Genomic DNA, 16,340 nt, shown 5'->3' with positions numbered 1-16,340 from the left:
GAAACTCATTATTTATATATCATCTGAATATTAAAAATATATTACACGCTAATTAGTTCAATATTGAATGTGTTTATCACCTCTTATTATACAATAAGACTCTCGGAATTAAGTCTTCCTTGATGGCTCTAGTCTTTTGACTAGGGCTATTTATTGTTTCACCTCAAAAAAGAGGTGGGAACTAACTTTCTTCTTGACAAATCAAAATCCCTACAAAATCGCCAGGAAGGTGTTAGGCCTACTACGGACGATGGGGTGATTGTCATGATTCCAACTGTACGTTCTCACCACGACTATCTTCAATTTGTTACTCAGACGCTACATCAACACTACGGAGATTCGATCCACTTTCTACAAGATTACTTTGCAGAAACGATCCTCTGGACGACTTCAATGGATCTGTCTCCTACAGCTTTTCTCATGAAGGATCGTTATTCGGCGAAAACTCAAGGTAGAAAACCGCATGATCCAGCGAATCTGCTTCGAAGCATTCTATTGATGACTAAACTTCACATGAGCGTAGATCAATGGGTCTACGCGATGCGAATCACGCCGGTCTATTCCATCCTTAGCGGTTTTCCTTCAGGGAAAACCCCGGGTGTTGGTACCTTCTACGACTTCTTTCGCCAACTCTGGCTGACGGATTCTCCTCATTTGACTAAACGAATAAAGCGCAACCTCCGTAAACCTCGAAAGAAAGGAAAGAAGAATCAGAAACAAGAACCAAAAAACCCTAAGACTACGGAAAAATTGGTTGCTCGTGCTCTTCGCTCCCATAAGATTCACTACACATCATGGTGGAGCGTTACCTTAAATCCATCCTTATATCGGGGCTGCCCCATGGATCGGAGACGTTTAGCCATGCGCTCGGCATAGCAGTGTCGGCAACCTTCGCTAATCTTGGAACAGCCTGTTACGGGATTCCACGTATAGTCGGTCCATTCAATGGACGAATTGGCCATCGGTAGCACCTTCTTCTATCACTTGAGCCACTGGTTGGCGATATCCTTGTTTTGTTCCAGCCACTTTTGTACCCCTTCCTGTTCATTGGATGCTTTTTGAATTGAAGATTCCAGCTTGGCCAATTGGTCGGCGGAAATTTTAAACTGACCGATCCATTTCGCTACTTCCGGGAAATCATTGGAGAATCCTTTGGAAGCAATCACTTGAAGCTGTTCAGCTCCGGAAGGATTCATTAACTGCTTCGGATCTTCCAAGTAACGCAATGGATATTCGCTAAAAGCCCAATGCGGCCTCCATAACGTAACGACAATCGGTTCCTTGTTGGCGATGGCCTTATCCAATTCCGACAGCATGGCTGGCGTGCTACTTTCAACTAATTTCCAATCCTGCAAGCCATAGCCAGGGACCGCCTCCTTTGTGATCCTCATTAAACCGGCACCAGGCTCGATTCCGATAATCTGTCCTTTAAACTCTTTCCCAGATTTCGCCAGATCCTCAATTGATTTGGCATCGACATAGTCTGGTACGGCAAGGCCATTATCGGCTTGATCATACCAAGTGCCCAATACCTCAACCTGTTCCCCATATTTCTCCATATAAGTCCCATGGGTCGCGGGCATCCATGTATCCATAAATAAGTCAATGCTTCCTTGAGCCACCCCGGAGAAAACGGGAGCAACATCTGCCAGAACCGTATTCACTTTATACCCTTTTTCCTCCAATAAAGCCTTCCACAAGAAGGTGACGGCAATGTCTTCATCCCACGGAATATATCCGATCGTCAGTTCATTCCCTTCTGTTTCCGCTTCATTGGCTGGCGCTTGGGTCTCCTGCTCCGCATTATTAACAGTTGAAGAATTCCCGCTGCACGCCGCGAGGATAAACAGGACGGAAATTAGGCTCATGATTCCGAACCATCTTTTGTTCTTCTTCGGTTTTATCACCATTTCGCTTCCCCCTTGTTTCTTTGTCTTCAATATCTAGGGATTACTTTGTCCGGATGTGAATTTCTTTTTATGGGCCAGATGCTGAGTCACCCGATCCAATAAAACGGCAATGATGACAACCGCTATACCGCCCACAAATCCGAGCCCGACATCCAGCATACTAATGCTTCGCAGCACTTCGGCGCCTAATCCTCCTGCGCCTACCATGGAGGCAATAACGACCATGGACAGGGAGAGCATGATGACCTGATTGACTCCCGACATAATCATGGGCAGAGCCAACGGAAGCTGAACCTTAAATAGCAGCTGCCATTCGTTTGCCCCGAACGCTTTCGCGGCTTCCACGGTCTCTTTGGGAACCTGCTGCATGCCCAATATCGTCAATCTGACCGCCGGAGGCATGGCAAAAATGAAAGTGGCGATCAGGGCCGTAACGTTTCCTAATCCAAAAAGCAAAACGGCGGGAATCAAATACACAAAGGCAGGCATGGTTTGCATAATATCCAATAAAGGCTTCACGATGGCTCCAACTTGTTCGAGTCGATAGGCCAAGATCCCAAGTGGAACACCGAACAATAAGGAAATGATCGTTGAAGCGAGTACCATGGCGAGGGTCAGCATCGATTCCTCCCAAAGGCCCAGACTCATGATAAGAACCAGCCCAAAGGCGGCAAATGTGGCCATTTTCCAATCAACTAGCCACCAGGCCAGCGCCACGAAGGCCAACGCCATCACCAATGGTGGAGGGGCAATCAGGAGCCACTCCAGGGAGCCAATGACGAAGGTCATAATATCCCCGCACAGGGTAAACGCGCCGGAAAAATGCTCAGTTATAAACTCAACGAATGAATTCGCCCAACGACCCAAAGGCAATTCCGGAATAAGTGTGGATTCCATTATCTCGCCGCCTCCCTCCGATAGGATTCAAGTTTATTGCCGTCCAATTCTATATGCTCCGCTAAACTAGCGACGATGGCGCTATGTGTAATGAGTCCTTCCAGCTGATGCTGATCATTAATCATAGCTACCGGGTGGGGATGATCTGCAAGTAGGGGCAGAATTTCCCTCAAAGGGGTATCGCGATGAACCAGCCGCACCTGGGGGTCAATGGCCCCCTTCAAATCTGGCTTATTCGATTCCGCTATTTCCGTTATTTTGCTTACGTCTGTCCGGCCGATCAAGCGCTGATGGCAATCGACGACAAAAAGGCTGGATAGGCCTTTGTTTTTCATTCTCCTTAGTACTACATGCGGTGCTTCATTCTCATAGGCCATATCTTTCACAGGGACCATCGCACTGTATGCCTTTCGGACTTTGCCGTAATCCACATCACGAACCAGCTGCTTGACGTATTCCGTAGCCGGTTGGCTCAGGATTTCTTCGGCCGTCCCCACCTGAATGATCTCCCCATCTTTCATGACAGCAGCGCGGTGGCCCAAACGCAGGGCTTCATCCAGATCATGAGTGACAAAGATGACCGTTTTCTGCACCTCACCTTGAATGTCGAGGAAAAGCTTCTGCATATCCCTTCGGATGAGCGGATCAAGCGCAGAGAAGGGCTCATCCATCAACAGAATCTCCTGATCGGAGGCCAGCGCCCGGGCAAGACCGACACGCTGCTGCATCCCTCCCGAAAGCTCATGGATTCTCTTATAGGCTTGGCCTTGCAGACCCACCATCTCAATCGCCGCTTCTCCCCGCTTCTTCCTTTCATCATAAGAAACCCCTTGGATTTCCAAGCCGAACGTTACATTGTCGAGGACGGATCGATTAGGCAAAAGTCCGACATGCTGAAAAACCATACCGACTTTCTTGCGCCTCACTTCCTGAAGCTGTTTGGATTTCATATGGGAAATATCTTCATTTTCAAGCATTACCATGCCTTCCGATGGTTCAACCAACCCATTTAGACATCGCAGCAGGGTGGACTTTCCACTTCCCGATAAACCGATCAAGACGAAGGTTTCTCCTTTATGAACCTCAAAATTAGCATTGAGGATGGCTACCGTTGTATTCGTTGACTGTTCCACTTCATACTTGCTCATTCCGGATTTTCGCATCTCCAGCGCTTGCGCACTATGCCGCCCGAACACTTTGGATACATCGGAAACCCGAATAATTGGTTCTTTTGCCGGAACATTCTGTTTCATATCAACTACCTCCTTCGGATCTATGTGTGCTAGGGTCCCCCCGGATGAACCTCCAATGAACAGGAGGCCCATCACAAGACCGAATCGATGGGGGTTACTCCACGTAGGCGCCTAAAGCATTCATGATATAGTGATGGAAATTCGCGATATGATGCTCGATCGGAACAAATACTCCTCCGTTCTGATAAGCCTTTGAATTCATGTTATCCTGGCACCATTCACTGGCGTCAAAATCCTGCACATTGACCCGATGGAACAATTCGATGGCATCGGAAGGATCAAATTCGGCCTGCGCCATCACCTCAGGATCGAAAAGCCAATCACAGATCACCTTCGTTTTATTTGCACCAAGCGGGATGAGACGATGGACAATCACATGATCCGGAACTAAGTTAATAAACACGTGTGGCAGCAGCGTCATCCCATAATAGATGCGATCATCCTCGGGAAGCAGTCCTTTCAGGCGAGGGCGGCTTCCCTTCCCGCCAAGGGAAAAAGATTCCACCTCCTGACTGAAAGATGCCCCGCTGCCAATGGCATTCTGGGTTCCTTTGCCCGCCCGGAATCCCGGAAGGACAGCAGTCAATTCGGGGTGAATCATCGTGCAGTGATAGCACTCCTGGAAATTTTCAATAATCAGTTTCCAATTCGCATCCACAACATACTCTTTGCGATGTGCGATCTGAAGATCCTCAAGTCGATACCTGCCGAAGGTCGTCAAATTGCCAAATCGGCTTAAGATTTGAAAATCCAGCTGCTGATCGATCGGAACCGGCTGATCAGCCAGATTCAGCCAGATCATGCCATGCCAGATCTGAAGATGTACGGGAGTCAAGTGGTAATCCTCATTATGTAGCAGCGATTCGCTGCAGCCGCTGGTATGAGGCACCCCTGCTAGGGAGCCATCTAGCGAATAGCTCCATGCATGGTAAGGACATTGCATCACTTTTCCCACTTGACCCCTCGGTTCGATACATAATTTCGATCCCCTGTGTTTGCATACGTTTAGAAACGCCCTGAGTTGGTTGTCTCTCCCACGAACCACGAGAATATTCTCGTGCCCGATTTTCGTAGTCAGGTACTGTCCGGGATCCGCTATCTCATTCGCAAAACCGATGCAATACCAGGAGCGGGAAAAAATTTCCGCCATTTCTCTTTCAAAGATGGAAGAATCGGTATAAAATTCTCCTTTTAATGTAGGAATCAATTGATTGCCGCCGGATTCAGAAATTGGATCTAGTACCATGAGAATTCCTCTCCTTTTTTATAAATTGATTCTTATCCTAATCTCATTAATTAATAGACAAAGCAAAGCGTTGAGGACGAAATAACTCAATCGGGTGGGATGTCTTACCTTCTATCGTTAAGTCAGCCAAAATTTCCCCCACCACACTGGCAAACTTAAATCCATGACCGGAAAACCCCGCGGCAACCGCAACCTGAGGGTGCCTCGGATGGGTGGAGATGACAAAATGCTGATCAGGCGTATTGGTATACATGCATGTTTTTGCTTGTAAAAACCTTCCATTCAGTTGGGGGAGGCGGGTAGCGATATATCCCCGCATCCGTTCAATCTCAGCATCATGGACCTGGCGATCAATCGTTTCAGGCGTACACGGCTGACCCATCCGGAAAAAGGCAATCTTGGCGCCTTCTGAAGCTAGACCATGCGCTGGGAATCCATAAATCTGCATCTCATCCTCCGCTTCCCATATATAGATCGGCTGCTTTCCTTCCCGGAAAGGATCGATGCCATCCGTCGGTTCAAACCACATCATGACTTGCCTCTCCACTTCAAAGGACAATCCTAAATCCTCCAGGATTACCGGCGACCAGGCTCCCGGTGAAATCACCAATTTTCCTGCTTCGTATGCGCCATTTGAAGTGATGACCCTAACCCCCTCGCCTGAGGGATGGGCCTCCCAAGACAGAACCTGCTCGAAGAACCGAAGCTCTGCCCCGTATTTTTCAGCCTGAAGAAGATGGTTATAGACACTGGCCTCCGGACGCACGAACCCTGCGTTCTTTTCATACAAGGCAACGGTATCGCCATTGGGATTAAACGCCGGGAACCGGTCGCGGATTTCTTTCGCATCCAGCATTTCAAAGGGAAGATTCCATCGCTTGGCACTTTCCAGACTGCCTGATACAGTCAGACTGTCCGGCTTCCCCATCAGCAGCCCTCCCGTAACGTGCAGGATGTCAGTTTGGCTTTCCTTTTCAATTTCCTTCCATAATTCGTAAGACCGCAATAAAAGCGGAACATAAGCCGGATCTTCAAAGTAGGATTGGCGATATATCCGAGATCCGCCATGATGAGATCCCTGATCATGCGCCGGCCCGAATCGCTCAAGTCCGAGAACGCGCTGGCCCCGCTTGGCTAGTTGATAGGCTGCCGTGCTTCCCATACTTCCCAACCCGATGACAATGACATCAAAATGCTTCGACATTTCTATTCCTCCCCAGTACAGGTTTCTTATTATTTGGTTTGTCTATCCGGAAACTAAAACCGATTCGACAGAGACCGTCACGTTATAGCGTTGGCCGAAGTATTCCACAGTGAGTACTTTCCCGGCTTGTGCCGCTTCAGGAAGTAACCAGGCATAGGCGATACTTCGTCCTATCCCGTACCCGTAATCCGCACTGCTGATGAACCCAACCGCAAATTTGCCATCAAAAACCGGTTCATGCCCCATGACGACATGCGATGGGTCATCGAAAAATAGAGTGGCGAGACAGCATTCAGGCCCTTTGGATTTTCGCTGAACTAAAGCCTCTTTACCGATAAAGTCTGCCTTTCCGAGATCGACTGCCACATCGAGCCCCACTTCATACGGATCATGTTCACTCCAAAAATCTTTGCCATACCTTGGGTTTCCGGACTCAAGTCTTAGGCTTTCTAAAGCTCGATCTCCTGCTGCGATCAGCCCATAAGCTCTCCCCGCTTCCCAAAGCAAATCCCATAGCCTCAATCCTTGATCATGAGCAGCCACGAACTGCCATCCCGTTTCTCCAAAATAGGAATCATAAATCGCAAGAACAGGAACAGTATCGATGTAGATTTCCTTCCCTTGAGACAGTTCCCATTGCTCAGGAGCGAAGTCCCTGCTGGCAATCGACTGCATGATCTGGGCTGCATCCGGACCGATCACCGCTAAACTACATGTTCCCGGGGAAAGGTCCCTTACTTGGACGGAGCTGATCAAGGGAAGCTGGCGCTTCATCCAATCCCACTCCAATGGCCCGCTGCAGAAAACTAAAAATTTCGACTCTTCTAATCGGATGACTTTTAAATCCCCTCTGATCCCCGCCTGTTCATTAAGCATAAGGGTGTAGGTTCCATGGCCGACCGGGATATCCATCTTGTTGGTCGTCAAATGCTGAAGATATTCCAACGCCCCTTCACCGCTGATTTCAATTCGCATCTTGGTGGAGGTCAAATCATAGAGAGCTGCCTTTTCCCGCGTATAGAGCTGTTCTGCTCCAATGATTGGAGACCAATAGTTACCTGCCCAACCCGTACGATCCGGAATCTTCAGGTTACGCGCCAGCACAAGCGCAGCATTGGCCTCATACCATTGAGGCTGTTCCCAGCCGTTGGAATCCGCAAAATAGGCACCTAATTCATGCTGCCTTGAAAAATAAGGACTTACTCGCATCTCCCGGGATGATTTATCCGACATCAAAGGGTGGTGAATATCATAAACCTTTTCAAAGGACTCGATGGAACGGGATTTATAATAAGCTGGGCTTTGTGCATACGAATCGAACCGATTCAGGTCACATACCTCCAGATCCACTCCGGAAATGCCGTCCACAATCCACTCCGCCATGGCTTTCCCCACTCCGGCTGAATGGGTGACCCATACGGCTTCTGCCACCCAGAATCCGCGAACGTTTTGGGCTTCTCCCAGTATCGACATACCATCAGGCGTAAAGGAGAAGATCCCGTTAATCCCTTTTTTGATCTCTGTATTTTGGAGTGAAGGAATCAATTGAATGGCGTCTTGCCAAGGTTTCTCAAAGTCCTCCGGGGTAAAGGGCTGAACCGACGGCATGTCCTTCGATTCTCCGTACCGGGCAATCTCGTCAACTTCTACAGGAATCGCTCGGTGTTGGTAAGAACCCACACCTATACTGTTGAAGTGTTGACGGAAATACATCGAACTGTCCTGGTCACGCAAGATCGGATAAGCTACTTCCTCTGTTTGTTGCGATAATTCATTTAAGTCAGACGTAAACACATATTGATGAGCCATCGGCTGAAGAGGAATCGTAACGTTGACCATTCTGCCGATACGCGGACCCCAAAAACCGGCACAGCAGAGGACAATATCTGCCTCAAAGGTTCCAGCATTTGTCTTTACCGCCTTCACATGCCCTTTCTCCACCTCAATTCCCGTGACTTCCGTATGACCATAAAATCTTGCTCCGCGTTCCTCAGCAAAACGAGTCATGGCTTGAACCGCACGCAGCGGTTTGGCGATACCGTCAGAATGAACAAATAATCCCCCATAAATCTGTGTGCTATCCAAAAACGGATACTTGGTCGCACATTCTTCCGGAGATAATAGAGAGGCTCTCATTCCCCAAGATGAAGCTAACCCGCTTTTTCTTTTAAGGTCTTCCCATCGTTCGGGTGTTTTCGCCACTTCAATGCTCCCTACGGGATAAAAACAAGGTTGATCATCCAGCGTCAGTTCAGAAAAACATTGAACCGTGTCAGTGGCCAACTTGGTCATGGTCTTTGAGGAGTTCAGCTGAAATACCAGTCCCGGAGCATGGGATGTGGAACCTCCTGTTTCGACTAATGGCCCTTGTTCCAAAACGGTAATGTTTCGCTGGCCCATTTTACTCAAATAATACGCGGTACTGACTCCAACCACACCTGCACCGATAATGACAATCTTTCTGTCGGCAGTCAAACACATTCCCTCCTCACATTTGATCAAACAATTGCAAAAATTACTAAATATAGTAATAATAATTATATTTTATAGACAACTATTACATATAAAACTATAAAAAAATAAACGCCCTTTAACTCGAACGATTTTTTCAGGAGGATAGTCCGTTAATCCATACCCTCGGTGATCCTATTAATAGAAGAACACCCTGATTAGATGAACATGTTCATTTTCATGGCAATCCAGTTTCACCACCTATCGTTTATTTTGGAGGAACAACTCTTCACAAAATTTGTTTTAAATCTATTCTCACGGTGAAAATATGATTTTGATACCGAAATTATAATTTGATTTTTTTTGAAAAGATAGTAACACTGTCAGAATATTTTACAATGTTTCTTTAAGTTTAACCTTTTTTAACATTCTATCGTTTACTACTCAATATTTATAACTTTCCTACTTTATTTGACAGTTTTAAAATAGAATGTCATAAAACTTACCAAAGTAATTGAATCCATTTACTTTTCTGAATAATAATTGCAATCAGATTCACCAAAATCCTACAAGAAAGAAGGAGTCAAAATGAAAAAATTATCATTGGAGCTAGCAAAAAAAATCATTGAAGGAGCAGAACAAGAAGCAAAGAATCTTGGAGTGTCGATGGTTGTGTCGCAAAATTTGACCTCAGAACGTTATCCTATTTATTGAAAAGCTAACGAATAATAATTACATTCTATTTCCCATAATAACTCCAAATTAATGCCACGAATCAATTGAGTACAATGGGATTATTTAATGTATCAAGGTAGACAAGGTTCTAATTAAGTGCTGAAGGATTGGATAGCCAATATTACTATAGAACAACTCATTTAAATATTGAAATCTAAACATAAATACACAACAGCCCTTCTTTATGGGATGCTAATAGGTATATTACAAATCTTTTATAAAGAGGTGACTTTCTTTGAAAAAAAAGGCTTCAATGACCAAAAAGCAGTTATCTCGTATGTGGCAGTATTTTATTGAGGCAACGACCCAAATCATTGAAAGAGAAGGAATTCATCAAGTTACAGCCAGAAAAGTGGCTGATATTGCCGGTTATCAAAGTTCTACAATATATAATTACTTTGAAGAATTATCACATTTAGTATTTTTTGCTTCACTTAGATTCCTAAAACCTTACATTGATGAACTTCCAGTTTATATGGCAAAAGGGGAAAACTCATTAGAAAAATATTTATTATGTTGGGAATGTTTTTGTAGACATTCTTTTAAAGAACCCCAAATCTATTATAGTATTTTCATTTCAAATTTAGGAGATTCCCCTGAAGAAATGCTTAGGAAATACTATCTAGTCTATGAACAAGATATTATCGATTTACCTGAAGACCTTAAACCCATGTTTTTAGAACATAATTTGTCTAAAAGAACGATGAATGCTCTTCATAAAGCTATAGAAGAAGAATATATCAAACAAGAAAATGTTGAATCCGTTATTGAAATGACCATCCTCATCTGGAACGGAATGATCAATTCTCTCTTAAATAATAGAGCTAATTATAATGCAGATGAAGCATGCGAAAAAACCATGGAATATATTAGAGAAATAACATTAAAAAACGCAATTTTTGTTGACACAAAACAGTTATAGATTTTACAAAAAAGCATAAAGTCCCTTTTACTACCTAAAGAGTAAAAAAGAATTTTATCGAAAAGCCATCGTAGTACCGGAGTTACACCAATGGATACCCTTAATATATATGATAATATTGGGATAAGAGAAGGCCAAGAAAATACAAACTCTCTAATTTTTACATTTCAACCTCATTTCTCAGAATCCGAATAAAACAACAACGCGGAAAACATACGCTAATACAGTTTTTGGAAATAAAAAGCCAACTTTTCCTATGATAAGGAAGAATCGGCTTTGGTTCGTTTATTATGCTATTGATACCCGTTGAACAATTACCGATTATAGATGGGTCAATGTTTCAACGAAGTCTGTAATAATTTTCTGCTGTATATATCGACCAACTCCAAAACTTAGAACCTTGGCTAATTACAAATCTGTCCAACCATAATTCAAAATTTATATCTAAGGGCTTCTCGTCTTCAAATGAATCAATCTTGTCCTTTACATATAAGTAATTCTTTTCTCCGTTTATGTATTTTGTATAATTTATTACTATGTTCTCTCCGTAAATGTAAGCTACCTTAAAACAACGCTCAAACGGGTCTTCAACATTTCGTCCAAAGTATATAAATATGATTCTCCACCATACTGGGGGTGGTCAAATAGTCTGCAACCAATAAAAAATTCTTATAGTACTCTGGCAACACAACACCCATCGAGGCTTCGAATTCTTCAATCTCTTTTATTGTAGCTGGTTGGTTAAAACTGCATTTAAATGAACATAAATCCCCTTCGCCAGAGTAAATTTCAAATACTCCTTGACCCATCTCTAAACGATGTTTTAAAAAATTGATAGTCTGTTCAATTATGCTTCCGTAGCCCATAGCAGTAAATACTCCTTTATCAGTCATTTACCTTATACTGGATTTACTTGCTAAACGATTGTTCAACTATCCTCCCGTTAGCCAGTAATCCCTTCTTGTTTCCGGATGTCCGAACGGTCTTTTTGCCGTTACAAATCCAGGTTTTGTTACTGTATTTTATTATAAAGAAGAGTTATTAAAAATTTCCCACCAAGAAAAATATTTCTAACCTAAATTCATTCCTATCCCAAAGTAACAAATTAACTAAACGTTTCGATGGACTACTACCAAATAATATACCCTTGACCGTATGATTCATAAAGCATTTGTTCAAATTTACATTCACAATCAACAAGAAGCGATAAGCCTGCCTCGCCCACCCATTAGGCAACACAATGCAGAAAGCCAGGAAGAAGTACCTGGCTTTATAAACATTACATTTGCACGACTCTATTATCTGAAACATTCATGGGTTGTATGAACCGCCCAATGGGCTCTCCTACGATCCCTTCATTCAAATCAAACACTAACTGCCCTCTCACGAATGTTTTGGTGACCCGGCAATTGATGGTTCTGTTTGTATAGGGGCTGTGCTTATGGCGGTAATAGAAGTCTTCCGCTTTTACGACATACGATTGGTTAGGGTCGACCAAGATAATATCTGCGTCTTTGGATATCGCGATCTCGCCTTTCTCCCTTAAATTGAACCTCTCAGCAGGTTTCGTTGCAATCATCCGGACAAAATCGGTTACTGGTACATAACGTTTTTTCACCGCTTCATCGAACATCAGGTCCACGTTGTTCTGGCAGCCCGTAATTCCGCCCCAAACTTCAAAGATATTATTGGTTTCACTATGCTTCATTTCCGGCGGGCAAGGGGAATGATCCGATGTTAACATATCGATTTTCCCTTGCTTTAATGCTTCCCATAGCTTTTCTTGCTCCGCTTCATCCCGCAAAGGAGGAGAACATTTGGCAAGAGGCCCTATTTCTTCAAACTGACTCGTTGTAATCGTAAAGTAGTGAGGGCATGACTCAAGAGTCACATCCTGTCCTTCATTGCGGGCTTTCATAATCTCTTCTACTCCAGCAGCACTGCTAATATGGACAAAGTGCAGTTTACACCCGGTTTCCTTGGCCATGAGCAAGGCTCTCTTTATCGCATCTACCTCCGTGAAGACAGGACGGGATGCAACATAATCAGAAGCTGTTAACTTTCCTTGCTTGATCTTTTCTTCGGCTAAACGGTCCGTAATCTCCGCATTTTCTGCATGAATGGATAGGATATGGCCAAGCTCGGCTAATTTTTTCATTCCAGCATAAAGGGTATAGTCATCTACATTTCTAAAATCTTCCGGCAGGTCTGTGCCGCATGTGGCCATGAAACACTTATAGGCGACAACTCCTACATCGGAAAGCTCTTGCAGGTTTTCAAGGTTTCCCGGAACTAATCCACCGTACAAGGCATAGTCGACGTAATTTTTGCCTTCAGCGGCTGCAAGTTTCAATTCCAGTGCTTTTTTCGTTGTAGTGGCGGGAAGGGCATTCAAGGGCATATCCACATAGGAAGTGGTCCCTCCGGCTGCCAATGCTTTTGTACCCGTTTCAAAGCCTTCCCATTCGGTTCGTCCAGGCTCGCATATATGTACATGCGTATCGATCATCCCCGGCATCACATATTGTCCTGTCGCATCCATCACTCGATCGGCTGTTTCATTTAAGTTTTCGGCAATGGCAGCAATCTTGCCATTTTGAATCGCTATATCCGCCTTTTTCACGACATCCCTTAAAACGACATTACCGTTTCTGATGATTAAATCATATTTCATGGCATGTTCCCCTCTCTATTAATTACTTTTCAAATATCGTACCTTTTTTGAATTTTGAATCTCGAAATGCATACTTCATCAGAAGAATATAGGCAACCCCAGCCACAACAAAACCGATAATCCAAGCCAGCTCCACTTTTATAAAGGCGGCACCTGCGCCGAGAAGCATGGCAATCACTGCGGCTGGATTATATCCAACAAATGGACCATCTTCTTCGTACAAATCTGAAACATTTACTTTTTGTTTTCTTAAAACATAATATTCAATCAATAAAATGGAAACAATGGGTCCTAAAAATGCGGAATAGATGAGAATGAACATGCCAAGTCCCTTTGCAGAGGAGTCCTGCACAAGTACCCAAGGAAACGACGCTAACGCAAGCAGCCCAGTTATGGTAACAGCAGGCTTATATTTTAATTTTGTTAGCAGTGTAATGACATAGGCCGGAGGAATAATATTGGCAACCATGTTTACGCCAATCGCACCCATCACGATAAATACAGAAACGAAGACCGTAATATATGAATTATCCACTACGATGGCAAACGCCTTTACAGGATTGGAAATGCCGGTTGCGGAAGCAAGCATTGCTCCAATAGCAAGGGTCATACCGTACGCGATCAAAATAGGAAAAAAGTACAAAAGTCCGCGTTTGGTGTCACTGATACCGGATTTCAGCTCTCTTGAATAGTCCGCTGCGCTTAAAAAGATAGCCGCATAATTGCCCATAAACATCATGATGAACGCAAAGAACGGCAAGCCCCATGTGCCTTCTGCAAGAACCCATTTTTCTGCAATGACATCGCTATGGGATGTCAGAAGAATGCCGAATACATAGAGAAGCGCAGCCATAATAACAATAGAAACTAGCGTTTCAACCCATTTGATGGCATGGAAGCCGTACAGCGAAAGAACAATTTGCACCAGCTGAAGCACTACAAAGCAGATGGCAACATTATCAAAGGCGCCGCCGGTAGCAATCTTGGCGATTTCATTTAAGGCAGTTCCGCCAATCCAGCTTTGGAAACCGTACCATATGATGGCGGGAATACCGCGGCAAAGGGATGATATGATGGAGCCCTGCAGCCCAAAGGACATTCTGAGCTGAACAACGTAGGGTATTCCTGTTCTGTACCCGAGCCTGTCATTTAAAGCGAAAATAGTCGAAATGATACCAATGGCTATGATGGCTGCGGCAAATGTCTGAAAAATGTTTAGCGTTGCGATTCCCGCTACTACTAAACTGGCTCCGAGCGTCATATTGCCTAAATTAACACCGTCTCCAATCCACATAAAAATATAGTCCAGCGTACCGACAGTCCTGCCCGAATCGGTTTTGGGTTTTAGCGATTCATCCACACCAGTTTCGGGTTGAATCTTCGTCTCTGTTGCAACGATTCTTTCTAAACTTGTAGACATAAAAACCACCTTTCCAATTATGTTAGATTAAGCAACATGTCCTGTTATCTTTAATGACTAATATAATCGAAAGATGGCAATATATCATTATTCACACTACACAAATTAACAAACCAGCATTATTCAAAATGCATAAACATCAGTAGTACCAAGGCCTCCAGCCACCTAACAATGTTAGATTATCTAACACAATTCTTTCGTTCTCTCTTCCTTCCATTCACCAATAAATTCGACCTCACTATACGAAAAGAAGTTTTTCAAAATCTCTGCGCGATCGTCCAGGAAAAGCTGATCCGCCACCGCAGACACGAGCTTGGGAATACCAAATCTCATGCCTGAAAGCCCAGAAGCTGAAATGCCACAACTGATTAAAGCCGAATAGTTAAAAGCAAAAAGCCCATGTACAGACTGTTTAGCCGATTCATCGCGACTCAAGAATGCAAAACCAGGGCTGAGGTATGGATGCACATCGAGCACGGGATTCGCCACCTCTTCCGGAGCCACATATCGGTCTCCCCAACGGGCAATATGCCTTTCAACCAGCTTCAATTCAGGGCGCAAAGCGGGATCCGTAAGAAGACCGGTACTGATGATCAGGTAATCGAAAGCGAATTTTCCCTGAGGCGTGGTCACCGCCGCACCCTCAGCTTCGGCCTCCACATCTAGCCATGGCGCACCTAAGTGCAGATGGAAACCTGGCCAGGCGGCGGCACGTGCGAAAGTATCATTCGTCGGCGGTTGATTATGCTTAAAGAAATGGGCGATAGCCGCATATTTATCAGCGTCTGACAGGGCATGGTAACGCTCAATCATCCCTGACCCCTCCATTTGCCGGATGGGATTGATTCTCGGCATCTCCTTGCGGCGGACAAAGACATGAGCTTCAGCTACACCTTCCGATAGCGCAAAATGGGCATTGTCAAAAGCCGAGGCCCCACCCCCAAGGATAGCAATCCTCTTGCCCTTGAACGCCTCAAATTCAATCGCTTCAGAGGTGTAGGCATAGAGATGACGGGGAAATTTTTCAGTAATCATTGGCGGTACATGCCATTCGCCACCTCCTTGAATGCCAGTGGCCAGAACGACCTTGCGCGCCAGCAATCGACCGGTTGGAGCTCCCGCCCCCTCTACATGCAAGCGGTAGATCCCTTCTGCAGGCTCTATGAGCTTTAGCTTCACTTCATTGACGACGTGCAAGTCGAGCACTTTCCGGTACCAGCGCAGATAATTCATCCAATCTCTCCGCGGAATCTTATCTAATGCCTCCCAGCCATCTGGCCCGAATTGCGCTTCCCACCAGGAGCGGAAGGTTAGGGAAGGGATCCCGAGGTCTATGGAGGTCAAATGCTTGGGCTTACGCAGCGTCATCATGCGGGCATAGGTTTCCCAGGGCCCTTCCAGTCCTTCGCGGTTTTCATCGATGACAAGGATATTGGAGATTCGCTCGCGCAGCAGGCCGAAGGCTATCCCTAACCCGCTTTGACCGCCGCCAATAATCACTGCATCATACACATGACCTTCAGGATGATGGACTGGGCCCACCCAGTCCTTACCCCCGAATGCAAGGTTGGGAAGATCTTTTTTCACTTGTTCTTTTAAAGCATCTAGGCTCATTACTTTTCTATTCC

General features: G+C 44.9%; 13 protein-coding genes. 2 read left to right on the top strand and 11 right to left on the bottom strand.

Translation table 11 applies throughout. The features are described 5' to 3' along the window. Positions 1–785 precede the first annotated feature (785 nt). From ABLT31_RS30940 to ABLT31_RS30910, 7 genes are all read right to left on the bottom strand, one after another. The gene (locus ABLT31_RS30940; RefSeq protein ID WP_367758967.1) at positions 786–962 is read right to left on the bottom strand and encodes a DUF5131 family protein; all 177 of its coding nucleotides are present in this window, start codon (positions 960–962) and stop codon (positions 786–788) included. 18 nt (positions 963–980) lie between these two features. Beyond that, positions 981–1,910 (bottom strand): glycine betaine ABC transporter substrate-binding protein, encoded by a 930-nt coding sequence (locus tag ABLT31_RS30935; protein WP_367758965.1) that lies wholly within the window; start codon positions 1,908–1,910, stop codon positions 981–983. Positions 1,911–1,943: 33 nt separating this feature from the next. Next, positions 1,944–2,807 carry an ABC transporter permease gene (locus ABLT31_RS30930; protein WP_367758963.1) on the bottom strand — a complete coding sequence of 288 codons (864 nt, stop codon included), beginning with the start codon at positions 2,805–2,807 and terminating at the stop codon, positions 1,944–1,946. Beyond that, the gene (locus ABLT31_RS30925; protein WP_367758961.1) at positions 2,807–4,060 is read right to left on the bottom strand and encodes a quaternary amine ABC transporter ATP-binding protein; all 1,254 of its coding nucleotides are present in this window, start codon (positions 4,058–4,060) and stop codon (positions 2,807–2,809) included. Before ABLT31_RS30925 ends, ABLT31_RS30930 begins: the two co-directional genes overlap by 1 nt. Positions 4,061–4,154: 94 nt before the next feature. Further along, positions 4,155–5,306, bottom strand: coding sequence for an aromatic ring-hydroxylating oxygenase subunit alpha (locus tag ABLT31_RS30920; protein WP_367758959.1), 1,152 nt, complete (start codon positions 5,304–5,306; stop codon positions 4,155–4,157). Between the two features lie 46 nt (positions 5,307–5,352). Then, positions 5,353–6,510 carry an N-methyl-L-tryptophan oxidase gene (gene solA / locus ABLT31_RS30915; protein ID WP_367758957.1) on the bottom strand — a complete coding sequence of 386 codons (1,158 nt, stop codon included), beginning with the start codon at positions 6,508–6,510 and terminating at the stop codon, positions 5,353–5,355. Positions 6,511–6,552: 42 nt separating this feature from the next. Next, positions 6,553–8,985: a GcvT family protein gene (locus ABLT31_RS30910; protein ID WP_367758956.1), complete on the bottom strand. Its 2,433-nt coding sequence runs from the start codon at positions 8,983–8,985 to the stop codon at positions 6,553–6,555. A 564-nt stretch (positions 8,986–9,549) separates the two neighbouring features. Between ABLT31_RS30910 and ABLT31_RS30905 the strand changes: the two genes are divergently transcribed. Beyond that, complete coding sequence (locus ABLT31_RS30905; protein WP_367758954.1) at positions 9,550–9,675, top strand: hypothetical protein; 126 nt, start codon at positions 9,550–9,552, stop codon at positions 9,673–9,675. Between the two features lie 256 nt (positions 9,676–9,931). After that, complete coding sequence (locus ABLT31_RS30900; protein ID WP_367758952.1) at positions 9,932–10,618, top strand: TetR family transcriptional regulator; 687 nt, start codon at positions 9,932–9,934, stop codon at positions 10,616–10,618. A gap of 587 nt (positions 10,619–11,205) precedes the next feature. On the opposite strand, the gene ABLT31_RS30895 is transcribed toward ABLT31_RS30900, so the two are convergent. The 4 genes from ABLT31_RS30895 to ABLT31_RS30880 form a co-directional block, all read right to left on the bottom strand. Further along, positions 11,206–11,511: an SMI1/KNR4 family protein gene (locus ABLT31_RS30895; RefSeq protein WP_367758950.1), complete on the bottom strand. Its 306-nt coding sequence runs from the start codon at positions 11,509–11,511 to the stop codon at positions 11,206–11,208. A 386-nt stretch (positions 11,512–11,897) separates the two neighbouring features. Further along, complete coding sequence (gene allB / locus ABLT31_RS30890) at positions 11,898–13,292, bottom strand: allantoinase AllB (protein WP_367758948.1); 1,395 nt, start codon at positions 13,290–13,292, stop codon at positions 11,898–11,900. Between the two features lie 22 nt (positions 13,293–13,314). Next, positions 13,315–14,712 (bottom strand): NCS1 family transporter, encoded by a 1,398-nt coding sequence (locus ABLT31_RS30885; protein WP_367758946.1) that lies wholly within the window; start codon positions 14,710–14,712, stop codon positions 13,315–13,317. Between the two features lie 183 nt (positions 14,713–14,895). Continuing rightward, complete coding sequence (locus ABLT31_RS30880; protein WP_367758944.1) at positions 14,896–16,326, bottom strand: NAD(P)-binding domain-containing protein; 1,431 nt, start codon at positions 16,324–16,326, stop codon at positions 14,896–14,898. Positions 16,327–16,340 lie beyond the last annotated feature (14 nt).

This window comes from Ammoniphilus soli (genome assembly GCF_040813775.1).
The sequence above is the reverse complement of the archived record's forward strand: the minus strand, read 5'-3'. Positions and strand labels throughout refer to the sequence as shown.

Coding starts and splice junctions, on each gene's coding strand:
- ABLT31_RS30940 (WP_367758967.1), bottom strand. CDS start 962: ATGGCCAATTCGTCCATTGAATGGACCGACTATACGTGGAATCCCGTA.
- ABLT31_RS30935 (WP_367758965.1), bottom strand. CDS start 1,910: ATGGTGATAAAACCGAAGAAGAACAAAAGATGGTTCGGAATCATGAGC.
- ABLT31_RS30930 (WP_367758963.1), bottom strand. CDS start 2,807: ATGGAATCCACACTTATTCCGGAATTGCCTTTGGGTCGTTGGGCGAAT.
- ABLT31_RS30925 (WP_367758961.1), bottom strand. CDS start 4,060: ATGAAACAGAATGTTCCGGCAAAAGAACCAATTATTCGGGTTTCCGAT.
- ABLT31_RS30920 (WP_367758959.1), bottom strand. CDS start 5,306: ATGGTACTAGATCCAATTTCTGAATCCGGCGGCAATCAATTGATTCCT.
- solA (WP_367758957.1), bottom strand. CDS start 6,510: ATGTCGAAGCATTTTGATGTCATTGTCATCGGGTTGGGAAGTATGGGA.
- ABLT31_RS30905 (WP_367758954.1), top strand. CDS start 9,550: ATGAAAAAATTATCATTGGAGCTAGCAAAAAAAATCATTGAAGGAGCA.
- ABLT31_RS30895 (WP_367758950.1), bottom strand. CDS start 11,511: ATGACTGATAAAGGAGTATTTACTGCTATGGGCTACGGAAGCATAATT.
- allB (WP_367758948.1), bottom strand. CDS start 13,292: ATGAAATATGATTTAATCATCAGAAACGGTAATGTCGTTTTAAGGGAT.
- ABLT31_RS30885 (WP_367758946.1), bottom strand. CDS start 14,712: ATGTCTACAAGTTTAGAAAGAATCGTTGCAACAGAGACGAAGATTCAA.
- ABLT31_RS30880 (WP_367758944.1), bottom strand. CDS start 16,326: ATGAGCCTAGATGCTTTAAAAGAACAAGTGAAAAAAGATCTTCCCAAC.